The following is a 25,102-nucleotide window of genomic DNA, read 5'->3' as shown; positions in this document are numbered from 1 at the left end:
ATTTTACTTCGTTTCATTATAGACAGCTTTTTTATTTTTCATGAAGAAAATCAGGTGTTTTATGTACAGGAATTTTTTACGAGTTATTTTAAGGGCGAAAACACCTATTTTAAAATAAGAAGAGCACAAACTATTGTTCATGCTCTTTGCACTCAACTTCAATATGCAGCTAAATAGCGATTATTTCTGCAATTTCTCATTCATCCAACGATAAATAATGGGCAGTAACAACAAAGTTAGTGTAGTAGAGGATAAAATTCCACCAATTACTACAGTCGCTAGAGGTCGTTGCACTTCAGCCCCTGTCCCTGTTGCCAAAGCCATCGGAATAAAACCTAAAGAAGCCACACATGCTGTCATCAATACAGGACGTAAACGCATCACAGCACCTTGCCAAGTTGCATGATGCAAGTCAAATTGTGATCTTAACTCTTTGATAAAGGTCAACATCACCAAACCATTTAACACTGCCACGCCTGACAAAGCGATAAAACCAACACCTGCTGACATAGACAATGGAATACCACGCAGCCAAAGTGCAATCAGTCCACCACACAGCGCAAATGGCACACCTGAAAACACCAATAAGCTTTCTTTGATGTTGTGAAATACTGCCATCAGTAAAATAAAAATCGTGATCAATGCCAATGGAATCACCAATTGCATACGGGCTTTGGCAGACATCAGATTTTCAAACTGACCACCATAATCCAACCAATAGCCACTCGGTAAAGTCTCTTTGGCTAAAGTACTTTGTAGTTCGTTGACAAAAGAGCCTAAATCTCGTCCTTCCACATTGGCAGTCACGATCACACGGCGTTTGGCATTTTCACGACTGACTTGATTGATTCCTAAAATATTCTCAACTTTGGCAACATCTTGTAGTTGAATCAAACCACCATTGGCAAGTTGAATGGGTAACGTCACCAATTGTTCAGGTGTACGCTGAGACTCATCTAAACGAATTACAAAGTCAAAACGTTTGTCACCCTCTAAAATACTACCCACACTTTGTCCACCCATACTCATGGCAACCAAATCTTGAATTTGTTTCACTGACAAACCGTATTGCGCTGCTTTAACTTGATCCACATCGACATTTAACAAAGGTAAACCACTGGTTTGTTCAACATTCACCGCCGTTGCACCCGAAATCGCACGGACTTTTTGTGCTATGCGATTGGCTTCTTGGTTCAATACTTCCATATCATCGCCAAAAATTTTAATGCCCACATCACTACGCACACCTGAAATTAACTCATTAAAACGTAGTTCAATCGGTTGTGAAAATTCGCTGTTATTTCCCGGTAAAGTCGCTAAAAATGCAATCATACGCTGACGTAAGTCATCGATACTTTCTTTCGGATTTGTCCATTCTTCACGTGCTTTTAACAGTAAAACGGCATCGGAAATATTCGGTGGCATCACATCGGTTGCCACTTCCGCAGTGCCTGTACGTGCAAAAATGGCTTTAATTTCAGGAAAATTTTTCAGCAGTAATTTTTCCGTATTTTCTTGCATCCGCAAAGACTGCTCTAGCCCCGTACTTGGCGAACGCATCTGTTGTACTGCAAAGTCTCCTTCACTAAGTTGTGGTGCAAATTCACTGCCAATTTTAGTGGCTAAAATACCCGTTAAAGTCAAAATACACAGTGCCACGGTCAAAACAAATACCCGATAACTGTATGCCCAATCTAACAATTTTTCATAATGTGTTTTCAGTGCATGCATCCAACGACTTTCTGTTTCTTTAACTTCACCATTGACCCATAAAGCCACCGCTGCAGGTACAAAAGTAATCGACAAAATCATTGCACCGACTAAAGCAAGTACCACGGTCATTGCCATCGGATGAAAGAGTTTTGCTTCAACGCCTGTCAACGTAAAGATCGGCAAATACACCACAAGAATGATCAATTGACCAAAAATCAAAGGGCGACGGGCTTGTTTAGCAGCTAAAAAGACTTCTGTAAAACGTTCAGAGCGTGTGAGTAAACGTCCTTTGTGTTTTTGTGCTTCTGCCAAGCGACGAATACAGTTTTCAACGATGACAACTGCACCATCGACAATAATCCCAAAATCTAATGCACCTAAACTCATCAAATTGGCACTGATTTTTTGTTCTGCCATACCTGACAAGGTAAACAACATGGACAATGGAATCACACAGGCGGTAATTAAAGCAGCACGAATATTGCCTAGAAATAAAAACAAAATAATGATGACTAAAATCGCACCTTCAAGTAGATTTTTTTGTACAGTCTTAATCGCACGATCGACCAAATGGGTACGGTCATACACCGTTTCAACAGTTACGCCTTTAGGCAAACTTTGCTGAATGGTTTTCACTTTAGCATCAATGGCTTGGGCAACTTTTCGGCTATTTTCTCCCATCATCATCATCGCAATACCCAGTACAGCTTCTTCGCCATTATAAGTTGCTGCACCTGTACGTAAATCCTGCCCGATCGACACGGTTGCGACATCAGCGACACGAATGGGATAGCCATTTTTATTGGCAATACTCATATTTTCAATATCGCTTAGGCTATTAATCGTCCCCGGTACACGCACCGTAAGCTGCTGTCCATTTTTCTCAATAAAGCCTGCACCACGATTTTCATTATTTTCAGTCAATGCGGTTTGTAAATCACTGAGCGGAATCTGTAACTGTTGCAAACGTGTCAGATCAGGGGCAACTACATAGGTTTTTTCAAAACCACCAATGCTGTTGACTTCTGCAACACCTGCAACACGTTGTAACTGTGGACGCACCACCCAATCTTGGATTTCACGTAAATCCATTGCGGTATAAGGCGAACCATCAGGCTTTTTGGCATTTGGTTCTGCCTTAATCACCCATTGATAAATTTCCCCTAAACCTGTAGAAATTGGTGACATGGTTGGTTGAATCCCTGTTGGGATATCATTGGCAGCTTCTTGTAAGCGTTGATTAATTAACTGTCTTGCCCAGTAAATATCTGTACCATCTTCAAAAATAATGGTGACTTGCGATAAACCATAACGTGAAATCGAGCGAGTCTGTTGCAGTTTTGGCAAACCTGACATCGCATTTTCAATCGGATAGGTAATGCGTTGTTCAGTTTCAAGTGCAGTAAAACCCTCCGCTTGAGTGTTAATTTGCACTTGCGTATTGGTAATATCAGGGACAGCATCAATCGGTAATTTTTGATAGCTATAAATTCCTACACCAATCCATGCCACCACAAATAGCATGACCCAAATGGCATTTTGAATGGAAAATTGAATAATACGATCAAACCAACCTTCAGGTGGCGGCAAATCATGTTCAGCTTGAGACGGTTTAGTGTTCATGGGTCGCCTCGCCTTTTTCCAGCTCAGATTTCAGCAAGAAACTGCCTTGAGCCGCATATTTTTGTCCAACTGTTAGACCCGAAAGCACACTGACCCATTCAGGATCACTCATTTCAGTATTCAGTTGCACAACTTGCATCGTAAATTCGATATTTTTGCCATGTGTTTCAGCTACAAAGACCACATCTTGACCTTCAACTTGCTGTACTGCACTTTTTTGAATACGAATACCTTGCGCTGAACCTTGTTGTAAGAGAACATTCACCATCAAATTCGGTTTTAATTCAGCCGCTTGGCTCAGCACTTTGGCACGGACTTGTAAACGTCCTGTTTGTGCATCCGCTTCGGTATTTAAACTTTGAATTTCGGCTTTAAAACGTGCACCTGACTGCAAAGATTCAAATTCAACTTGGCTATTTGGCGTGAAACGTTGTATATCTGCATGCGGAACAATAAACTCAAGCCATAACTGATTGAGTTGATCAATGACAAAAAGCTGATCTGCCAATTGCACATTTTCACCCACCACCAAATCTTTCTTGCTGATCACGCCTGAAATCGGGGCTTTGAGTTGGAACTGCCCTCGACTTGAACTGGCTGCACCATAGGCATTTAAACGTGATTGGGCTGCTTGTACCTGAATCTGCGCTTGTTGATAGGCATTATAAGCACGTTGATAATCTTGCTTTGCGGAGATCCCTTGCTGCCACAATTGGCGTTCACGCTCATAGTCTTGTTTTGCCAATGCCAAATTGGACTGTTCCAATTTCAAATTCGCTTGTTGATCGACCAAATCAGGTACAAGTAAGGTTGCCAAAACTTGTCCCTTTTTCACGCTTTGTCCTAACTGCACATAAACTGCTTCTACATGCCCATTAAAACTTGGCGAAACATGCGCTTGCTGATCAGTATTTACCACTAATTTGGCAGGATATTTTGCATGTTGCATGACTGCACCTTGCTCAACACTGGCAAGCTTTACCCCTTGCTCCACCAATTGTTGCGCAGTTAAAGTCATTGCTTTTGCATGTTCATCCTCAGCATGCGCATGGTCTTCTTCACCTTCCGTATGCGCATGACCTTCTTCTTGTTCTGAATGCCCTTTAGCATGTCCATGTTCATCCGTTTTTACAGCAGATTTATTCAACCACATGATCGCTATAGCTAAAACCACCGTGGTCACGATTGCAATGACAATTAAAATCGCTTGAGACACTTTACCTGATTGCTTGTTTAAATTTTTCTGGCGATACATCTTAGTTTCCTCCAATCACAGGTGAAGTTTGAATATTGTCCCAAAGTGTTTGATTAATTTGTGCAATGGCATCTGCTGACATCACCACATTTGGCTCAATGCCTAGACTCAGACTTTCCGCACTGATGGCAATTTGCCATGCAGCTTTGAGTAGCTCTACTTTCCGCTGTCGAATCTCTTGCAATTGCAAAGTGGCTTGCTGTACGTCAGTGAGTACAAATTTTCCTGCACTAAAACCCAATAATGTTTTTTGCTGCACTTCGGTTGCGAGAGGTAATTGGGTTGTTTCAACATCTTTAAATTGAACCTCTAAACCTTGTAACTGCGTCAACAATGTGCCCACTTGTAAGGCATTTTGCTGTGCATAAAAAACTTGCTGACGATTCAAAGCATCTTGTTTATATTGATTAATTTTTACATCATGCTGCTGACGATCAAAAATATTTAAAGGCACACTTACACCGAGCATGATCTGATTTTCATTGCCATTTTCAGGTGCTTTAGTACGGTTCATACCTAAGCTGACTGTCGGATTTGGTCGTCTTGCGGCCTGAATATAAGCCAACTCTGCTTGAGTATTTTTAAGCTGTAAAATGCGTGATTTTTCAAAATAATTTTCAGCTAAATAAGCCTGTGCATTTTGATGACTGTCTTGAGGCCAAAGACGATTTGCTGCCAATTGGATCTGAATGGTTTTATCAGATGCGCCCCAAATATTCGACAATTGCTGCTGTGCCAATTGCACTTGCAAATCTGCTTGTTTAAATAAGCGTATACTTTCTGTATGACTTAACTGTGCACGTTTTAAGTCAACCTCTGCCACACTGCCTGCTTGAAAACGTTTCTGAATGGCATTTAAATTGGCTTCACTGACACTAAGTTGTGCCTGAACAATATTTTTTTCAAGCTCTGCAATTGCCAGTTGTGACCATAAATATTTCACCGTCAATCTCATTTGCGCAGTATAAATTTTTTGAGCTAAAAACATTTTTTCTTGAGAAAATACAACAAGATTTTGATTGGCCTTACGTACACCAAACACATCCAGCTCTTGTGAAATACTGACAGAAAACTCTTGTTCTTCCTTAGAGTCAAAACCTGTTTGTTCAAGACTTAATTGTGGATTTTTCCATAATTTAGCTTTGGCAAGATTGGCTTGATCAATTTCAGTCTGTGTCGCCCACATATTTTGTGATAACTGATAAGTTTCCACTTTATCAATCGCACTTTCCAATGATAATGTTTTTGTTGCAGCAAAACCTACAGAACTCATAGCTGCAAATAAAACACCACAACATAAGGTTTTCAGACCAAGTTTCTGACCACGCACAGCTATTTTCTGCTGTTGAATTTGATTTTTTGACATGAACATGCCCCACTTTTAAATGAATGAAAAGTGGTGGGCTGTTGACTACCCCACCTGTAGTGGGGCAAAAATAGGCGGTGGGTTATTTTGAGTTAAATCAGGGGATTGATAAAAATTATACCAAGGAAAAAAATGGAGTGATGTAATCGATTGACTAGATTTAAAAATAAACCTGTCTTGTTCATCGACCAAAATCATGGCATTAAAAGAAGGTAAATGATCTTGATGATCATCTTCTAAAAATGAAAAGTCGTAATCTACTTGTACATGATGGTGTGGTGTCTTAAGCTCATTTTGGCAAGCTTGCGTCATTTGGTGATGACCAAAATGTGGTATGTTGACACGGCTGGGTTGAATATCTTCATGCACACAAAATGCTGCCGCAACATTCCAAAGACTTTGGAAAATCAGCAAAGCAAATAACAATGTAATCCAACTACTTCGTTTCAGCATGTTTAGATCAATGAGCCAATGAACCGCTATAGCATAGCGAAATTTTACTTGTTATAAAATTACAAATGCATATTTTAATTTTTTCTCATCCTAGACATTCAATTGGTGAATCATCAATTCAACTTTCTTACTGAATATTTATATATTGATTCATACTTTTAAGAGCTTTCTCTACTCTCTTAAAGTTTCTTTTTTTATTTGTAAGATCTATAACTAAAATGTCGATGTTGAACATTTAAGATAATTCAGTGCGTAACTCAGCCAATGTAAAGGAAGTCAAATTGTTTAGACTATTTTTAAAATAATCGTACAGGATAACACTTGTGAAGCACGAACATATCACGATTACACCTAGAGCTGTTGCCTTTAACTTTTCGAATTCGTCCATTCATTGGATTCCTGAAGATCCATTTTCATCACATACTTATAATGCAATCAATTTACTCTTACCTGCGGGTGAGTTTTGGTTTTGTCGAGTCTTTAATAAAGCCTTGCCATTAATCAGTAATTCTATTTTAAAAGAAGATGTACGTGCTTTTATTAAACAAGAAGCGACCCATGCACGTGCCCATATTCAAGGGCAAAAGTTTATGACAGAGCATAATTACAATCTTGATAAGGGTTTAAAAACTGCAGAAACTTTATTTGAGCAGCTTTTGTCAGATAAACCTTTTGGTCTAAATCTGTCAAAATCAAAATGGCTTGAGTCTTATTGGCTGACCATGCGTGTTGGAATTGTCGCTGCTATTGAGCATTTTACAGGTGTGATTGGGCAATGGACGTTGGATCATAGTCACAATTGGGACAAATATGGCGCAGATCCAGAAATGAGTGATTTGTTCCGCTGGCACTTGGCGGAAGAAGTAGAGCATCGCAATGTTGCATTTGATTTGTTTCAGCATTTATTACAAAACAAATTAGGCTTTTATGTGTCACGCCAAATGTTAATGACTGCAGTATTTCCTATTTTTATGTATTTAATGGTCGATATTGGGCGTAGCTTGGCACGTCAAGATGATTTGGCTGAAATGCAGAAAATCGCTAAAGCTAGTTTTCCTCGTATGTTGTGGGAGCTGCAAAAAGTTGGCACACGGACTGGCAATTTACCAACATTTAGTTTTTTAGCAAAATCAGTTGTGCGTTGGATCTCACCGAATTATCATCCTGAATCTGAAGGAAATACAGCGCAAGCTTTGGCTTATTTTGCACGTTCAACAGCTGTTGCTGCTGCAAAAAATTAACTATTTATAATTGGGGACAATATTCTAAGTTATATACTAATTAAATTCGTTTAGAGAAAATTTTGAAGATACATAAATTTAATTTACTGTATTTTCAAAGTCTCAAGACATTTGTGTAGTGAATAAAATATAATCAGTACAACTTTCAAACATCAACAAATAAATTTATTCTAAAAAATAGATGAATCAATATTTGATATAAATGAAAATACAACTGATATTCAGCTAAAGAACAATTATTTTTCTTGCTTTTTAATATTCTTTAACTTATTTATCTGTTTTTCATCTAAGCTTTCCATGATATTTTATATATTAAGAATAAATATAAAGTTCTGTCTATTTACAGCACAATTCAACAAAAGTTTTTGTTTTATTTATTTTTTTAGTAAATTCATTCATTTATAATATTTTTTACTAAGCAATACAAATCTTTAGCACGACTATGTATAAGTTAAATTTATTGGTATGATAAATAAAAATTTAGTCTTGGTTCTATTCAAATATCATTTTTGAATTTTTATTGTTTCATTTCAATTAGATTCAATAAAAGAACCTTGCAAAACCAATCTCAAATTGAAAAATTTTTGTACGTCATATCAGAGCTTTAGAGAAGACACAAATTTGTTTTAAGTTGTATTGGGTAATTGAACAGATTTATTTAAAGTTTAAAAGTGTAGTAATTTAAATACATTTTATTATTCAGGATTTAACATGAACAAATTGTTTGGTGTTTTACTCAGCGCATCTGTGCTTTCTCTAGCAGCCTGCGGTAAACAAGAAACGCCTAAAACTGAAACTGCATCTACAAGTGATGCGAAAGAGCAAACCGTTGTGATGGCTTCTACAGGTTCAGATGCAGATGTATGGCGTTATATTGCAACATTGCCTGAAACTAAACAAGCAGGGATCAAGCTTGAAGTTAAAAACTTTACTGACTATGTGTCGATGAACACTGCCGTTGCGAATAAAGAAATTGACATTAATGCATTCCAGTCTTATGCATATCTAGTTGCATTTAACGATTCAAATAAAGATAAAATCGCACCTATTTCAACCACATACTTGGAGCCAATGGGTATTTACTCAAGCAAAGTAAAAAAGGTTGAAGAATTTGCGCAAGGTGCAACCATTGCAATTCCAAATGATGGTGCAAATGAATCACGTGCATTATTGTTATTACAATCTGCTGGTTTAGTAAAATTAAAAGCTGATTTTGATAATGTAAAAGGCACACCTGCTGATATCATTGAAAATAGCAAAAAAATCGTGATCAAGCCAATTCAAATGGCAACTGCTGTACGTGCAAAAGACGAAGTTGATGCGATTGTACTTGGAAACACTTTAGCAATGGAAGGTGGATTGAATGTATTAAAAGATTCGATCTACTATGAACCAATCGACCAAAGCACAAAAATGAACGTGAATGTTCTTGCAGTTGCTGAATCTCGTAAAGATGATCCGATCTTGAAAAAAGTCGGTGAACTTTACCATGTTGCAGCTGTAGGTAAATATGTTCAAGAGCATTTTGGGGGTACTAAAGTGGATGTAAACAAACCTGTTAGCTATTTGACAGAAAACAAATAACATCTAGTCGGATGTCCATGAAACAGGCAAAATGATTTTGCCTGTTTTTTCATTTTTGTATAGTTTTTGACAACATGATCGAATTTAAAAATATCTCAAAACATTATGATCTCAAAGGTCAAACCGTACGTGCCTTGGATGACATTAATTTACAGATTCCAAAGGGCAGTATTTTTGGCATTATTGGTTATAGTGGTGCAGGAAAAAGTACCTTAATCCGTATGATCAACCTCTTGGAACGTCCAACTCAAGGACAAGTGATCATCAATGATCAAGATTTCACTGCATTAGATGCACGCACATTACGTCAAGAACGTGCAAATATTGGTATGATTTTTCAGCATTTCAATTTACTGGAAACCAAAAGTGTTGCTGCAAATATTGAAATGCCAATGAAATTATTGGGCTTTTCAAAAGCAGAACGTGAAAAACGTTTAAATGAATTACTTGAATTTATCGATCTTAAACATAAGAAAGATGCTTTTCCTGATGAACTATCTGGTGGACAAAAGCAACGTGTTGGTATCGCACGTGCCTTAGCCAATCATCCAAAAATTTTACTCTGCGATGAAGCCACCTCTGCACTTGATCCACAAACCACCAAATCAGTACTTGCATTATTAAAGAAAATTAATAAAGAACAAGGGATTACCATTGTGATGGTGACACATGAAATGGATGTGATTGAGTCAATTTGTGACAATGTTGCTGTGATGGAATTTGGTAAAGTCATTGAAACAGGTTCAACCATTGATATTTTTAGTCGCCCTAAACAACCGACTACCCGTAATTTCATTCAAACGGTTTTGCAACAACAATTGCCTGTGAATATCTTGAATAATCTCGAAAATAAAAATCATAACAGCATTTATAATTTACAGTTTTTAGGTACTTCTGCACAAGAAACAGTGATTCAAAAATTGATTCAGCAATTTGATATTAGTATTAATATCGTATTCGCCAATATGACTGAAATTAATGGTGCAGTCATCGGACAAATGTTTGTACAGTTACTTGGCGATCCGATTGTAATTCAGCAAGCTGTACAATTCCTTGCTTTACAAGGTGTTAAAGTATCTCAATCAGGAGTTGCAGAATGAGAGATTTGATCGTTCATTGGCTCACTGAAGTCACTGCACCGTATTGGCAAAGTTCGTTATCTATTGACCAATTTGTCACTGCGATGCAAGAAACGATACACATGGTATTTTTTGCAATGTTGTTCGGTGGTATTTGGGGCTTTATTCAAGCGATTATTTTATTGGTGACTCGCCCAAATGGAATTTTGCAAAATAAAGTGATTTATCACGTGCTAAATCCAATTGTAAATGCCTTACGTTCCCTGCCTTTTATCATTTTGTTGATTGCAGTTATTCCACTTACCAAAGTGATTGTAGGTACATCTATCGGAACTTGGGCGGCTATTGTTCCTCTCACTATTTATGTAGGACCGTATATTGGGCGTTTGATTGAGACATCTTTGTTAGAGGTGAATGAAGGTATTATTGAGTCGGCTCAAGCAATGGGAGCTTCTCCTTGGCAAATTATTTTTAAATTTATCATTCCTGAAGCACGTAGTTCATTGATTTTAAATCTTACTACAGCAACCATTAGCTTAATCGGTGCAACTGCGATGGCTGGTGCTGTGGGTGCTGGTGGTATTGGTGATTTAGCAATTTCTTATGGTTATCAACGCTTTGATACTAGTGTGGTAATTCTCACTGTCATTGTATTATTGATCTTGGTACAACTCGTACAAAGTTTGGGGGATTGGTTATCTAAGTTGAGATAATGTCTATTTTCCAAACTAAAGATAAAAACCAGTGCTTTATTCACTGGTTTTAATTGAAAATTAAAGTATTTTTTGTCAATTTTAATTATTCCTCATCAACCGTAAAGCAGTACTCTCCTCACCTATAATCTCTTATAATCTAGCTAAATTGAACTTTTAAGATGAATTATGGCTTTACTGATCCTGCAAAAAGAACATGATGAAAGTAGCTTCTGCCCACTTTGCAAAGCTTCACTGTTTCTTGTATCAGCAGAACTGAATGATGAGCCTGTAGAATATTTTGAATGTACGCATTGCGAGCACAAAATTTCCGATTCTGACTTAATTCATTGTCAATGCCAAGCCTGTTCTCAAGCATTATTTGAAGCAAAAACCAAAACAAATCTAAATAATAAAAAAGTATTAAGTGTTAGAAATCTTGCAAGTTTATATTTAGTCGATAAATTATTTTTATTTGCAATTTTAGATAAAATGATCATTAATGATTATTTCCAAAATGATTTTATTAATTTTGAAAAAATGAAATGGGAAAAAGTGACCTCAACATATTCTCTACAAAATACGATTTTATATCGCTTAGAAAAATATAATGTCATTACAAAAAAGAAAATGGTGACATTAAAAGATGATGAACATGACTTTTATCTTAATGTCCGTGTTGATCGCTTTTTAGAGCCCTCTTTATATACGATTTATCAACGATTAAAACAATGGTTCTTAGAAGATTTTAAATATGGTGCACCTTTTCAGCAAGCTGAAGAAGTACATAGCACTCTATTTATTATTTTTTATCATGAAATTTTAGAATTTACCCAATACTATTGCAAACGCTTAGGTATAAAATTTGCAGGTAATAAAAAATTCAAAGAATATTGCGATTATCTACTCAACCATTTATCGTTGGGACAGATTTATTATATGGTACAAACGGCTTTAGATTATTTACACTCTCAAAAAACAGCACTTGACCCACTTAATACTGATTTTAATAATACCAATAAATTACGTAAAACTTTGGAGGAATATCGAAAAACCTCCATTCATAAAAAATTTGAAATTTCGACTTTACCTCGCCCTTATGATTTATATTTTAGTCGTGTCAGTCAAATATTTTTATTTAACTTAATCAAACTCGATGAAAATTATGTTGCACAAACCATTCCTATGATTTGGCAAAATATCAAACCTCGAATGGAGTTTTTCTCAAAATTTAATTGTATGCATTGCGGTTCAACAGATTTAAGTATTGAATATGATGACAATAATTCGATTTCAACTTTCTGTAATCGTTGTAAACACCAAGACCATTATTTTACTAAGTGAGGACTGAATATGAATCAGCTTGAGAATATTCATGATATTCATTCTACACAACCGATTCAAACCGACACTTTGCGAGAGCAAGTCATTGCAGCATGGACACAATTGCAAACGCAACAACCACTGGTACATTGTATTACCAACAGTGTTGCAGCCAATTATGTAGCAAATGTACTTTTGGCAGCAGGCGCATCACCCGCCATGATTGATAATCCGTTTGAGGCGGAGGATTTTGCCCAGATTGCAGCTGCACTTAGCATTAATTTAGGTACGCCAACATCTGAGCAAATGCAAGCGATGCAGATCGCAGCACAAACAGTCACTGTAAAATCAACACCGTGGGTACTTGACCCTGTAGGTTATGGCACATTTTTAAAATGGCGTAGTGAAATGGTTGATGAATTGGTACGATTACAACCCACTGTCATCCGTGGAAATGCTTCTGAAATCAGTGGGCTTGCAGGAAATCAAGTACAGTCCAAAGGTGTAGACAGTAATATCTCAAGCCATGAAGTCTACCAACAAGCTATGCCACTTTTAGCACATTGTGAATGTGTTGCGATTTCAGGTGAATCAGATTTTATTTTATCGAAAGAACTTAATACTGTCATTCAAGTCAATGGCGGTAGTTATTTACAACCCAAAGTGACAGCAACAGGTTGTGCTTTAGGTGCATTAATTGCAGCTTATAGTACCGTTTCCACACCAACGATTGCGGCACTTTCTGCACATATTCATTTTGCCATTGCAGGGAAACTCGCTTTTGAAAAAACACAGTCTGTGGGTAGCTTTAATGTGGCTTTTTTAGATGCAATTTATGAACTGAATGCTGAAACTATTTATGAATATGCAGATTTTGAAATATTAGGTTGAATATAACATTTGCATAGCATTCAAAAATATTTTATGAGCATGATGATATTAACTGTACATTTTAAAAAATCAGATCAAGGCTAAAAATGACACAAATTCTGTTAAATCAGATTCGAGATATTGAAAAATATTGGAAATTTCCTATTCCAAATGCATATCAAAATATTTTACTTGAACAAATCCAAGAACATTTGATTTATGAAATTGAATATTTTGATGAACATGAACAAGAGGAAATTTATATTTGTTTTTACAATTGTTTTGATCTAATAGAGCGTAATCAAACTTATCACATCCAAACCGATGAACCTCACTTTTTGATGGTTGGACAGCAAGGTGACTTAGGCTATTTTATTTCTAATCATCATAATGATCTGACCTTATATCAATTAGATTTAGGTGCATTAGGATCACGTTCAATGCATCTTTTTGTCACTGATTTTAGAAGCTTATTTCATATTTAGAAATGTTTCCAATCATTTTGCTTAACTGATCAGCATCAACTCGCAGCGGCTTTATTGTGCCTTTAGTTTATAGATATATTCTTTTTTATAGTGATTCAGAATAATATCTTCTATTTCATTCATCGCTTCACGAATACGCTTGTCACTCACTTGAATATCGCCTGTTGTCACATCTTTTGAGTCTTCATCTTTCTTGTGATTTAGTAATCTTTTGATTGTGTAGCGACCATAATCTAAGCTTTCAGCAATCGAGCCAAAAGTTCTTCGTAAATCGTGAAATGTGAATTTTACATCACACAATTCATTAATTTTAACTCGAACTTTTGAGATATTCTCTATATGCCCTGATGCTGATCTTGCAGATGGAAATACCCAATCACTCTGAACATAGCGCCTCCTTTTCTTCATTAATTCAAAAAGAAAATCACCCATTGGTAATGTATATGGTTCGCCATTTTTAGAATCTATTGATATGATATTTCCGTATGTTAAGTCAATATTAGACCAAAGCAGTGATTCACACTCATTTCTCCTAAACCCAGTTAAAACAAGTGTTAAAAGAAAATCACGGTTTGTTTCTAATGCCTGCCCTCTATCTTCATACTTAATAATAGCGCGAATCCAGTCTGACATTTGATCTTCATTGATGTAAGTCTTTCTTTGTCTAATTTTATTCCATACTTTTTTTGCACTTAGTGTTTTGACAGGATTATACGCAGTTAAAATCGGATGATCATGATCATCAAGATAATGTTCTATAGAAAAATTATAAATAGCTCTAAATACTCGCATAGCCATATCAGCTTGCGCCTTTGAGCTTTTTGATAAATTTGCATGTTTTTCTTGAATCATTTTACTTGAAATTTCATCAAGCTTAATATTTTGCCAATCTTCAAGATATTGATCACACACTATTGTGTAATCCTCAATTGATCTAGGTCTTAGTGACTTGAGACTAAAGTAATTAGCAAACGCTTCTTTTACTGTTGGTTTCTGTTTTTCTAAATGGATACAATCTTTTCCATCCAATATTTTTTTCTTCTTTCTATCATTTGGATTAACGCCTTGTGACATGAGAAAAAGCTGTTCACGTGCCAACTCTCTTGCTTGAGCTAAAGTTATGTTTCCGTGTAGACCAAGAGTAGAGCGAATTGCCTTTCCTAATACCTTTTTTTCAACGATATATGTCTTATAGTTATTATTCACACGCACAGCAAAACCAATCAATTCGCTATCCCTATATATAGCAGGTTTGAGCTCTAATTGATCAATAAATGACTTTGTTAGCTTTACTCTTTGTGGTGGCATATATAAAATCGCAATTTACCGCAATGCTAAACAATATAGCATAATATTTTCTCTAGTCTACTATCGGTCTACTTGAAGAAAATACTTGATATTCTCTAAAATCTTAGTTAGTATTGCGCACATACCCAAGTAATTGATATCAAATCAGTTGACTTAATATAGGGCCTGTAGCTCAGTTGGTTAGAGCAGCGGACTCATAATCCGTTGGTCCCCAGTTCAAGTCTGGGCGGGCCCACCAAATTTTAAAATCATATACACTCATATAGAACTCCCCTCTTTGTATTCTTGCTTGTATCCTAAAATAAAACTATAACTCAGGATACATACTACTCAAGGGTAATCAATATATAGTCAAACCTACACGAACCACCTACGAAATTATAAATAATTTATTTTAAAATCATGTGTTTAAAAAATATTTAGCGAATTAGCTATATTATATTATACCTAAAGCTAAAATTTTACCTCAATTGGAGATATTCTAAAAATCATCGACTACCGCAAAGATTGGAAAAATGATAGTGCGTAAGTCCTATAACTATAGAATCACTGTAAAAATATTAAAACTAGATAAGCATAATGTTAGTGCAACTAAATACTTCATTCAAACTTTCCCCTAAACACTCAGATTGCCAATGCTAAACACACCACACCTGCCAGACCTAAAACTAAACCTAACACGGTCATGCCTTTTAATTTTTCTTTAAAAATCAATAAACCGGCAATCACACCAAACAACACCACAAGAATATTCATTCCCGCAAACACAATCGCAGGCGAATCTTTCAATAACATATGCGCTTTGACATACAGTGCAATATTGGCAAAATTTAAAACACCCAAAACTGCCCCACCCCAGATATTTTTGCTGTGCCATTGTACTTTTCTGATCAATAAATACAGCACCGAGCAGACAAATGCACAGATAAACATCAGGTTTAACGTCACAGCAAATTGTAAACCCAAACTTGTTGTGTATTTTAATAAAATATCGACTGCGGCATAACCGATCCATACACTGAGCAAATGAAATATACCCTGTTTATTGATGGTTGACGGATCTGATGCAGATTTTGAGAAAACCAGACATAAAACAGCCACAATTCCAAGTACAACGCCAACAACTTTTAGGCTATTAAATTGTTCTTGAAAGAAAAAATAGGCTGCGAATAAAGACAAAACCACAGATAAACGTTGTGCAATTTCAGTTTTTAAAATCCCTGCTGTGTGTAATGATTTGGCAAGACATAAAAATATACTGGGTAACACCACTCCCAATACAGCAATCAACCACCACGGCGTTTGAGCAATGGAAATATGGGCCAAATCAGGCTTAAACCATAGATAGCTCAACACACTGGCAATGGCATAATTCCACGCAATCATTTGCAGTGCATCAAAACCTTTTTGTTTGGCAAATTTCAACAGAATCGAGACCAACACACTACATAGTGCTGCTGAAAAAATCAGTTCCATGACGATCTTCTTATTTCAATTCAATATTTCACGAGCAATAAAAAGCCCACAATAAATTGCGATACGAATTAGTCAAAATAACAGGATGCAAATCTAGAAATCTCCCCTAACCCCTCTTTATAAAGAGGGAAACTCCCTCCTTTGAAAAAGGAGTGTTGGGGAGGATTCAAAGAACCCCTAACTAACTTGCATTACACAATAATGTGGGCTTTCTTTTACAAATCATTCAATTTATAAATAATTAAATCAAATTACTTATAACGATCTACCATTTTCTCTAAAGAAATTGGACGAATCTTATCAGCATTACCTGCTGTACCAAATTGTGTATAACGATCTACACAGATTTGTTTCATTGCATCTACAGTTTTCGCGAAGAATTTACGTGGATCAAATTCGCTTGGTTGTTCAGCCATCATACGGCGCATTGCACCTGTAGACGCTAAACGTAGATCTGTATCGATGTTGATTTTACGTACACCGTGTTTAATTGCTTCAACCAATTGCTCAACAGGAACACCATAAGTTTCTTTGATGTCGCCACCATATTGGTTAATGATCGCAAGCCATTCTTGTGGAACTGAGCTTGAACCATGCATTACAAGGTGTGTATTTGGAAGTGCCGCATGGATTTCTTTAATGCGGTCAATTGCCAAAATATCGCCTGTAGGTGGACGAGTGAATTTGTACGCACCGTGTGAAGTACCTACAGCAATTGCAAGTGCATCAACATTGGTATCTTTTACAAATTGAGTTGCTTCTTCAACCGATGTAAGTAGTTGAGAATGATCAAGAACGCCTTCAGCACCTACGCCATCTTCTTCGCCTGCCATACCTGTTTCAAGGCTACCCAAACAACCAATCTCGCCTTCAACAGACACACCACACGCATGCGCCATTTGAACTGTACGACGAGTTACGTCTACGTTATATTCATAAGTTGTTGGTGTTTTACCGTCTGCACCTAATGAACCGTCCATCATCACTGATGAGAAGCCCAACTGGATAGAACGCTGACACACATCAGGATCTGTACCATGATCTTGATGCATTACCACTGGAATATGTGGCCATTCTTCAATTGCAGCTAAAATAAGATGGCGTAAGAATGGAGCGCCTGCATATTTACGTGCGCCTGCTGATGCTTGCACAATCACAGGTGAATTTGTTTCATCTGCGGCTAACATGATTGCGCGCATTTGTTCTAAGTTGTTTACGTTAAACGCTGGAACGCCGTAATTGTGTTCACCGGCATGATCCAAGAGCTGGCGCAATGAAATAAGAGCCATAATATCCTCCCAGGTAATGCCGCATATTCTACCCTGTCATGTGTTTCAATTCAGCAACAATCTTGACTATTTCATAAAAAATCCCTGCATTTGCAGGGACTTTTAAACAAACTACTACAAAACTTTAAATGTTTAGTGAGCAGCAGCCTCTCCTTCAGTGGCAGGAGTTGCAGCATCCGCAGGTGCATTGGCTTTTTCAGCAGGCACATCTGTATTTTTTTCATCTAATACAGGCTGATCAAGTGCATCAATTGCTGCTTGTTGTTCTGCTGTTACTGTTTCAGATGCAGTCTCTGTGGTTACGGCAGCAGATGCAGCGCCTTGTTCAGCAGCAGGTGCTTTTTCTTGTTTTGAACATGCAGTCAGTGCTAAAGGCGCGATTAAAAGTGCAACAAGAGCTAAATTAAATTTCATCACATTTTCCAGTGTTGGTGATTTGCTTTAGCGTTAGTTTATTGCAGAAATATTTCAATTTTATTACTCAAAAAATAACTTCAAAAATAACAAAAGGCTGAACAGATGTCAGCCTTTCATTAAAACGTCATAAATGTGCTTTAAATAAGTGATTATGCACGTTCAAGTAATACAGCAACTGCAGGAAGTGTTTTACCTTCAACAAATTCAAGGAATGCACCACCACCTGTAGAGATATAGCCGATTTTGTCAGCAACTTCATATTTATCAATTGCAGCTAAAGTATCACCACCACCTGCGATCGAGAAACCTGCTGATTCAGCAATTGCCAATGACAATGCTTTGGTGCCTTCGCCGAATTGATCCACTTCAAACACACCTACTGGACCATTCCAAAGAATCGTTTTCGATGTTTTTAAGATCTCAGCAAATGCTTTTGCTGTTTCAGGACCGACATCTAAAATCATATCGTTGTCAGCAACGTCTGCAACTTTTTTCACAACTGCTTTCGCTGCTGCTAAAGAACCTAAGAAATCATCAAAGTTGATTTCTGAAGCATCAGCAACAACAACGTCAGTTGGAAGTGGCACTGAAACTTTCGCTGCAATCGCTTTTGCAGTATCAATCAAATCATGTTCACACAATGATTTACCGACATTGAAGCCAGCCGCAGCAAGGAATGTATTGGCAATACCGCCACCCACGATCAATTGATCACAAATATCAGAAAGTGAAGTTAAAACATCAAGCTTAGTTGATACTTTTGAACCTGCAACAATAGCAACCATTGGCTTTTCAGGCGTTTGAAGCGCGCGCCCCAAAGCATCCAATTCAGCTGCAAGTAAAGGACCTGCCGCAGCAACTTTCGCTAGACGCGCAACACCTTCAGTAGACGCTTCTGCACGGTGTGCAGTACCGAAAGCATCCATGACAAATACATCGCAAAGCGCTGCATATTTTGCTGCTAATTCAGGATTATTTTTCTTTTCGCCTGCATTGAAACGGCAGTTTTCAAGCAATACCACTTGACCCGCTGCAACTTCAACGCCATCCAAGTAATCTGTAAATAATTTTACTTCTTGACCCAAAGCTTCAGTCAAATATGCAGCCACAGGTGCAAGAGATTGTTCAGCCTTTGGTTCACCTTCAACAGGACGACCTAAATGTGAATACACCATCACCGCAGCACCTTTTTCAAGTGCCAATTTGATTGTCGGTAAAGCCGCACGTAAACGTGCATCGCTTGTAATCACACCATTTTTAACAGGTACGTTTAAATCTTCACGAATAAGAACACGTTTGCCCGTTAAATCAAGGTCAGTCATACGCTGAAAATTCATATAGCTCTCTTTTTAGATATTAAAAATCGCGTTGATTCTAAATGATTACACAAAAAAAGGTTAGCGACTTTTGTAGAAAAGCTGTAGAAATGTTGAGATTTGATTATTATAGGTCAAACTTCAAATATTTAAGTGCTTATGTCTTTTCATCCTGATCCTAAAATTAATGGTTTAAATGTTTTTGGTGAGTCTTTAGCAAGCTGTTGTTTCTCCCCGATTACAGGTTATTTTCGTAATGGTTTTTGTCATACCGCAACCACAGATTTAGGACAACATACTGTTTGTGCGGAGATGACCTCAGAATTTCTCAGTTATTCACAAAGCATGGGCAATGACCTGACGACGCCATTACCTGAGCATGGCTTCCCTGGTTTGCAACCTGGCGATTTTTGGTGTTTGTGTGTGACCCGTTGGGTACAGGCTTATCAAGATGGTCAAGCACCCCGTGTCAAAGCAGAAGCCTGTCATCAAGCAGTCTTGGCCTATGTGCCTTTAGATGTACTTATGGAATATGCAGTTTAAAGTTTATGACTGATTTTAAAATACAATATTCTGACATTATTTTGGCCTCATCAAGTCAAACCCGAAAAGATTTAATGAATCGTTTGGGTTTGAATTATCACTGTATTTCACCTGATATAGACGAATCTCCTCGTGGTGAAATACATGCTGATGATTTGGCAATGCGTTTAGCATTTGAAAAAGCACAAATCATTGCCAAAGATCACCCCAATGCCATTGTGATTGGTTCTGATCAAGTCGCTTGGCGGGAACATGCGCCACAAGTGTTTATTGGCAAGCCTTTAACAGTGGAAAATGCTGTTCGTCAGTTACAAGCCAATTCAGGTCAGAATGTTTATTTTAGTACTGCCCTGAGTGTGCAACATCTCACCTCTGGTTTTGAATGCACCTTGGTTGAACATTATCATGTGAAATTTCGTGAATTAACACTTGAAGAAATTCAACGTTATATCGAAATGGATCAGCCTTTGCATTGTGCAGGCAGTTTTAAATGTGAAAGTTTGGGAATATCGTTATTTGAACAGATGATTGGGCAAGATCAAACCACACTAATGGGAATGCCTATGATTCAGTTATGTGGGATTTTGAGGAATTTGGGTATTAAACTCCCTTAAATTCAGTCTAGTATAAATTACAACAAGAGTATTAATTGCAATGTTACTTGAAACATTAATAAAAGAATTAAATGATGATAGTCTGTATCGGTTTCATCTAGCTAAAACAAATCCTGATGGACATAGACCATTAGATGCCTTAGCTAAATCTGATGATGCATGGCTCAAATGGCAAATATACCCAGGAAATAAAAAAGAGCGTTTTATCAAAAATAATATTGTGAGTTTCGCTCAAATTAATGGTAACAGTTTTTTATTTGGTGGAATATTTCACATAAAAGAACGAACAGAAAATGCGTATAAAGTTGAATATTCTCAACAATATCAAGACTTAATTGGACGATTAATTATAGAGTACAATGGCGATAACCAAAGAGGTACTGTCTTTCTTCCAAAATATATTTTTAAAAACTCAATAATCAAAGGAATATATGAAACAAGATATCGCGGTGAAAAATTTCAGGGATTTGAAAATATAAACCATAGCTTTATTGAAATAGAAGTTATCGTTAAAAATAAGCTAAACGATTGGAAGGCAGCTTTAAGTAGTGTGTTTGGCATATACCTTATTACTGATACTGCAACAGGTATGCATTACATTGGTTCTGCTTATGGAGAGCATGGTATTTGGGGACGATGGATAAATTATGTCTATAATTTTCATGGCAACAACAAAGATTTGATAGAGCTTTTTGGTTCGAAAGGAGAATCTTACATTAAAAACCACTTTAAATTTGCAATTCTTGAAGTGATTCCCTCTTCAAAGTCTATTGACGAAGTAATTACCAAGGAATCTTTGTGGAAAAAAAAGTTATTAACAAGGCAATTTGGATATAATTGTAATTGATTTACAAAATTTTGACTTGTTTAAGCAATTGTCTCATAAGACAATACTCCCAATATTGATTCAAATTTGCTTAGGCTATTTTCATGTCGCAACCTTTAGATGTTTTAGGCGGAATCACCGCAGAACAATTTCTCTCAGAATATTGGCAAAAAAAACCACTTTTAGTGCGTAATGCGCTTTCTGAAATTGCTGATATTTTAGTCCCTGATGATGTCATGGAACTTGCGCTAGATGAAAATACGACCGCTCGACTCATCAAACAAAAAGATAAAGATCCAACACAGTGGTCAGTAAAAAATTCACCATTGATTAAAGGTGATTTCCAAAAAATGCCAAAGCTTTGGACATTACTTGTTCACGCTGTAGACCATTATTCCTTTGATTTAGCTGAACTTTGGAAAAAATTTCCTTTCATTCCACAGTGGCGCCGTGATGACATTATGGTCTCTTACGCTCCGCAGGGTGGATCAGTCGGTCAACATTTTGATTTTTATGATGTATTTTTAGTTCAAGGCTATGGTCATCGCCGTTGGCAACTCGGTCAAATGTGTGATGCTGAAACTGAATTTGTTGCAGGTCAACCACTTAAATTACTTCCTGAAATAGATGTTCATTTTGATGAGGTTCTAGCGCCAGGCGATTTACTCTATGTCCCACCTGGTCTTGCCCATTATGGTGTTGCAGAAGATGATTGCCTCACCTACTCCTTTGGTTTCCGCATGCCAAATGTCCCTGACATGATGGATCGTATTTGTGATAAATTTTCAGAAAATCAAGATTTAAAAAATCCATTGCTTGATATTATCCGTGACCAAGTTTCTCGTGCAGGGGAAGTCACTGAAAATGAACTGACCTATTTAAAAGCAAAAATTTTAGATCAATTGCAAAACTCAATGGTGCTAGATGATGCCATTATGAGTTTAGTATCAGATTCGAAATATCCTGAAAATATTCCTGAAGCTGAAGAAATCGGTACAGGTGATTTAGAAGAAGCTTTAGATCAAGGCTATATCATTCAACTTGAACCTGCATCACGCTTACTTTATTCAGATCAAGAGGGTGAAGTTTTATTTTGGGCAAATGGTGAAGGTTTATGTATTTCGGAACCATTCACAGCATTTTTACAGCAAATTGCCGATGGTCAAAGCATTGAATTAAATATTGATTTAGCTGATGATGAAATTTTAGAAGATTTGGCAATGCTTTTAAATGAATCTATTTTAATGCTTGTACCAACCGAAGAATAATTTATTTATAACACAATTACTCAAACTTAAATAAAGCCTGTTATCAGGCTTTATTTTATCACTCAATTATATTGTTATTTTGATGTAATACCCACAACTTTCCTTAGACTAATATTTGAATGAGATGGATGATCCAACTGTTGTTTTAATAGCTCATTTTCCTTTTTAAGATGATTTATTTTCAAAAATTGGAATAATAATCCGATATAAGCAATACCAACAATCACTGACACATAAATCGCTAAAAAATGGATATTGGGATTTAATAATTTTGCTAAAAACTCTTCAAACATTTTGACTCCTTTTTGTATTCATTTTCTAATCATTGCTTTGTATAAATTATACCTAAAATATTAAAAAATAAATCATTAAATCTATTTAAAAAAATTACAAATAAAACAACAACTTTATTTGAAAATCATTCATAGCAAATGTTCAGTAATTTAAGAGCCATAAATGCTTAAACACTGTCTTTATAATAGCTAAATAAAAATACATGATTCTTTGATTGTATTAAAAATCATTCTCAAAGCTAACAATTTAACACTTGAGAAAACATCACAAAATTGGCAACTTAACAACATAATATTAAGTTGGACAGATGATTCCTATGGCAAGCCCTGCTCAAGCAATAAGAAGTAAATTTTTAAATACTTTTTTTTCACGTTATTCGGTTTGGTTCTTGTGTTTATTCATTGCAATTTATCTGACTTGGACGATTTTTTTGCATGATTCCCATTTTATTTACTACTTCTTTTCCGATACTGTGCTGAATATCGCATGGGTTATTAGTATTGCGCTGAGTGTAGTCGGAATTTATGACATTCTTCAAAGTAAGCATGCAATTCTTAGAAACTACCCAATTATGGGACATTTCCGCTTTTTCTTTGAAAGTTTTCGCCCAGAAATTCGTCAATATTTCATTGAATCCGATGAAGATGCCCTACCATTTTCACGCTCTCAACGAAGTCTAGTTTATCAACGTGCCAAAAATGAAAATGCGGATAAACCTTTTGGGTCAATTATTAATGTTTACCAAGATGATTATCGCTTCCTCACACATTCTTTAGCACCTCGTACACCTGCTGACCATACAACTTTCCGCATTAATATTGGTAATGAGCAATGTTCACAGCCTTATAGTGCTTCTATCATGAATATTTCAGCGATGAGTTTTGGTAGTCTAAGTGCCAATGCGATTCGTGCCTTAAACAAAGGGGCGCAACTCGGCAAATTTTACCATGATACAGGTGAAGGCAGTTTAAGCCCTTATCATCTTGAAAATGGTGGTGATATCGTTTGGGAGTTGGGGAGTGGCTATTTTGGTTGTCGAACTTTAGATGGAAAATTTGATCCTGAAAAGTTCCAACAACAAGCTGCTAATCCTGTGATTAAAATGATTGAAATCAAGTTATCACAAGGTGCTAAACCTGGACATGGGGGCATCTTACCAAAAAATAAAATCAGTGAAGAAATTGCTCAAATTCGTGGCGTTTCACGTGATGAAGACTGTGTTTCTCCTGCTTCGCATTCAGCTTTTAGCAATCCAATTGAAATGATGCATTTCATTCAAAAATTACGTGAATTATCCAATGGAAAACCTGTTGGTTTCAAATTATGTATTGGTCAACCGTGGCAATTTATGGGCATTGTTAAAGCCATGCTGATCACCAAAATTGTGCCTGATTTTATTGTTGTTGATGGCTCTGAAGGTGGTACAGGTGCAGCCCCAATTGAACTGATCGATCACATGGGAACACCACTACGTGAAGGTTTACTCTTTGTTCACAATACTTTGATTGGTGCTGGTTTACGTGACAAAATAAAAGTTGGTGCAAGTGGTAAAATTATCAGTGCTTTTGACATTGCAAGTACTATGGCTATAGGTGCCGATTGGGTCAACTCAGCACGTGGTTTCATGTTTGCAGTGGGTTGTATCCAAGCACAAAGTTGTCATACTAATCAATGCCCTGTCGGCGTTGCAACCCAAGATAAAGAGCGTCAAAAAGCCTTAGACGTTGGAGACAAATCGCAACGTGTGTTCCATTTCCAACAAAATACCCTCAAAGCTTTGGCGGAAATGATTGCGGCTGCGGGTTTACAGCATCCCTCTGAAATTAAAGCACATCATTTGGCACAGCGCATCAATGACCGTGAAATCAAAAACTATGCTCAACTGCATTTTTGGATGAAAGACGGTGAATTGCTTTCTTGTGAAAATAAAGATGAAGAAAACTTTTATTTTAGAATGTGGAATTTAGCCAAAGCAGAAAGTTTTTAACCACTGAATCAGAAATCATGAAAATCTAATCTAAATTGCTTCACTAAATAATTAAATTATTTTTTAGTGAAGCCACATTT

At 36.7% G+C, this 25,102-nt stretch carries 22 protein-coding genes and 1 tRNA gene; 13 read left to right on the top strand and 10 right to left on the bottom strand.

Annotated elements, in window-relative coordinates:
- Nucleotides 1–180 precede the first annotated feature (180 nt).
- From AVJ19_RS01140 to AVJ19_RS01125, 4 genes are read right to left on the bottom strand one after another with little or no spacing between them, the layout of a single operon-like run.
- Nucleotides 181–3,336 carry an efflux RND transporter permease subunit gene (locus AVJ19_RS01140; protein ID WP_111858000.1) on the bottom strand — a complete coding sequence of 1,052 codons (3,156 nt, stop codon included), beginning with the start codon at nucleotides 3,334–3,336 and terminating at the stop codon, nucleotides 181–183.
- Nucleotides 3,326–4,591: an efflux RND transporter periplasmic adaptor subunit gene (locus AVJ19_RS01135; RefSeq protein ID WP_111857999.1), complete on the bottom strand. Its 1,266-nt coding sequence runs from the start codon at nucleotides 4,589–4,591 to the stop codon at nucleotides 3,326–3,328. Before AVJ19_RS01135 ends, AVJ19_RS01140 begins: the two co-directional genes overlap by 11 nt.
- A gap of 1 nt (nucleotide 4,592) precedes the next feature.
- Complete coding sequence (locus tag AVJ19_RS01130; RefSeq protein WP_111857998.1) at nucleotides 4,593–5,957, bottom strand: TolC family protein; 1,365 nt, start codon at nucleotides 5,955–5,957, stop codon at nucleotides 4,593–4,595.
- 45 nt (nucleotides 5,958–6,002) lie between these two features.
- A complete protein-coding gene (locus AVJ19_RS01125; protein WP_111857997.1) occupies nucleotides 6,003–6,410 on the bottom strand; it encodes a cation efflux protein, CzcI-like in 408 nt (135 codons plus the stop codon).
- A gap of 323 nt (nucleotides 6,411–6,733) precedes the next feature.
- Between AVJ19_RS01125 and AVJ19_RS01120 the strand changes: the two genes are divergently transcribed.
- The 7 genes from AVJ19_RS01120 (at nucleotide 6,734) to AVJ19_RS01090 (ending at nucleotide 13,684) form a co-directional block, all read left to right on the top strand.
- Nucleotides 6,734–7,651, top strand: a complete 918-nt coding sequence (locus AVJ19_RS01120; RefSeq protein WP_111857996.1) for a metal-dependent hydrolase — start codon at nucleotides 6,734–6,736, stop codon at nucleotides 7,649–7,651.
- Nucleotides 7,652–8,362: 711 nt separating this feature from the next.
- Nucleotides 8,363–9,235, top strand: a complete 873-nt coding sequence (locus tag AVJ19_RS01115; protein ID WP_111857995.1) for a MetQ/NlpA family ABC transporter substrate-binding protein — start codon at nucleotides 8,363–8,365, stop codon at nucleotides 9,233–9,235.
- A gap of 74 nt (nucleotides 9,236–9,309) precedes the next feature.
- Nucleotides 9,310–10,335 (top strand): methionine ABC transporter ATP-binding protein, encoded by a 1,026-nt coding sequence (locus AVJ19_RS01110; RefSeq protein WP_111857994.1) that lies wholly within the window; start codon nucleotides 9,310–9,312, stop codon nucleotides 10,333–10,335.
- Nucleotides 10,332–11,027 carry a methionine ABC transporter permease gene (locus AVJ19_RS01105; RefSeq protein WP_111857993.1) on the top strand — a complete coding sequence of 232 codons (696 nt, stop codon included), beginning with the start codon at nucleotides 10,332–10,334 and terminating at the stop codon, nucleotides 11,025–11,027. The genes AVJ19_RS01110 and AVJ19_RS01105 overlap by 4 nt, the downstream gene beginning before the upstream one ends.
- A gap of 168 nt (nucleotides 11,028–11,195) precedes the next feature.
- Nucleotides 11,196–12,350, top strand: coding sequence for a hypothetical protein (locus tag AVJ19_RS01100; protein ID WP_111857992.1), 1,155 nt, complete (start codon nucleotides 11,196–11,198; stop codon nucleotides 12,348–12,350).
- 9 nt (nucleotides 12,351–12,359) lie between these two features.
- Entirely contained in the window at nucleotides 12,360–13,220 is an 861-nt protein-coding gene (gene thiM / locus AVJ19_RS01095) for a hydroxyethylthiazole kinase (protein ID WP_111857991.1), read from the top strand.
- Between the two features lie 86 nt (nucleotides 13,221–13,306).
- A complete protein-coding gene (locus tag AVJ19_RS01090) occupies nucleotides 13,307–13,684 on the top strand; it encodes an SMI1/KNR4 family protein (protein ID WP_111857990.1) in 378 nt (125 codons plus the stop codon).
- A 51-nt stretch (nucleotides 13,685–13,735) separates the two neighbouring features.
- Here the strand turns inward: AVJ19_RS01090 and AVJ19_RS01085 are convergent, their stop codons facing one another.
- The gene (locus AVJ19_RS01085) at nucleotides 13,736–14,992 is read right to left on the bottom strand and encodes a tyrosine-type recombinase/integrase (protein WP_111857989.1); all 1,257 of its coding nucleotides are present in this window, start codon (nucleotides 14,990–14,992) and stop codon (nucleotides 13,736–13,738) included.
- Nucleotides 14,993–15,153: 161 nt separating this feature from the next.
- Here AVJ19_RS01085 and AVJ19_RS01080 point away from each other — a divergent pair.
- Nucleotides 15,154–15,230, top strand: a tRNA-Ile gene (locus AVJ19_RS01080).
- Between the two features lie 386 nt (nucleotides 15,231–15,616).
- Here AVJ19_RS01080 and AVJ19_RS01075 read toward each other — a convergent pair.
- From AVJ19_RS01075 to AVJ19_RS01060, 4 genes are all read right to left on the bottom strand, one after another.
- Complete coding sequence (locus AVJ19_RS01075; RefSeq protein ID WP_111857988.1) at nucleotides 15,617–16,468, bottom strand: DMT family transporter; 852 nt, start codon at nucleotides 16,466–16,468, stop codon at nucleotides 15,617–15,619.
- Nucleotides 16,469–16,719: 251 nt separating this feature from the next.
- Nucleotides 16,720–17,757, bottom strand: a complete 1,038-nt coding sequence (gene fba, locus AVJ19_RS01070) for a class II fructose-bisphosphate aldolase (RefSeq protein WP_111857987.1) — start codon at nucleotides 17,755–17,757, stop codon at nucleotides 16,720–16,722.
- 132 nt (nucleotides 17,758–17,889) lie between these two features.
- Nucleotides 17,890–18,171, bottom strand: coding sequence for a hypothetical protein (locus AVJ19_RS01065; protein ID WP_111857986.1), 282 nt, complete (start codon nucleotides 18,169–18,171; stop codon nucleotides 17,890–17,892).
- Between the two features lie 152 nt (nucleotides 18,172–18,323).
- Nucleotides 18,324–19,511, bottom strand: a complete 1,188-nt coding sequence (locus AVJ19_RS01060) for a phosphoglycerate kinase (RefSeq protein ID WP_111857985.1) — start codon at nucleotides 19,509–19,511, stop codon at nucleotides 18,324–18,326.
- Nucleotides 19,512–19,649: 138 nt separating this feature from the next.
- Between AVJ19_RS01060 and AVJ19_RS01055 the strand changes: the two genes are divergently transcribed.
- From AVJ19_RS01055 to AVJ19_RS01040, 4 genes are all read left to right on the top strand, one after another.
- Entirely contained in the window at nucleotides 19,650–20,033 is a 384-nt protein-coding gene (locus tag AVJ19_RS01055; protein WP_111857984.1) for a DUF2237 family protein, read from the top strand.
- A gap of 5 nt (nucleotides 20,034–20,038) precedes the next feature.
- Entirely contained in the window at nucleotides 20,039–20,647 is a 609-nt protein-coding gene (locus AVJ19_RS01050; RefSeq protein WP_111857983.1) for a Maf family protein, read from the top strand.
- Nucleotides 20,648–20,687: 40 nt separating this feature from the next.
- The gene (locus tag AVJ19_RS01045; protein WP_111857982.1) at nucleotides 20,688–21,494 is read left to right on the top strand and encodes a GIY-YIG nuclease family protein; all 807 of its coding nucleotides are present in this window, start codon (nucleotides 20,688–20,690) and stop codon (nucleotides 21,492–21,494) included.
- Nucleotides 21,495–21,577: 83 nt separating this feature from the next.
- Nucleotides 21,578–22,741, top strand: a complete 1,164-nt coding sequence (locus tag AVJ19_RS01040) for a cupin domain-containing protein (protein WP_111857981.1) — start codon at nucleotides 21,578–21,580, stop codon at nucleotides 22,739–22,741.
- A 74-nt stretch (nucleotides 22,742–22,815) separates the two neighbouring features.
- On the opposite strand, the gene AVJ19_RS01035 is transcribed toward AVJ19_RS01040, so the two are convergent.
- Nucleotides 22,816–23,034 carry a hypothetical protein gene (locus AVJ19_RS01035; protein ID WP_111857980.1) on the bottom strand — a complete coding sequence of 73 codons (219 nt, stop codon included), beginning with the start codon at nucleotides 23,032–23,034 and terminating at the stop codon, nucleotides 22,816–22,818.
- 317 nt (nucleotides 23,035–23,351) lie between these two features.
- Between AVJ19_RS01035 and AVJ19_RS01030 the strand changes: the two genes are divergently transcribed.
- Nucleotides 23,352–25,022: an FMN-binding glutamate synthase family protein gene (locus tag AVJ19_RS01030; RefSeq protein WP_111857979.1), complete on the top strand. Its 1,671-nt coding sequence runs from the start codon at nucleotides 23,352–23,354 to the stop codon at nucleotides 25,020–25,022.
- Nucleotides 25,023–25,102 lie beyond the last annotated feature (80 nt).

Origin of the sequence: Acinetobacter sp. CFCC 10889 (assembly GCF_003268395.1) — a bacterium.
Classification (GTDB): Bacteria; Pseudomonadota; Gammaproteobacteria; order Pseudomonadales; family Moraxellaceae; genus Acinetobacter.
This window is presented reverse-complemented; position numbering and strand designations above follow the sequence as displayed.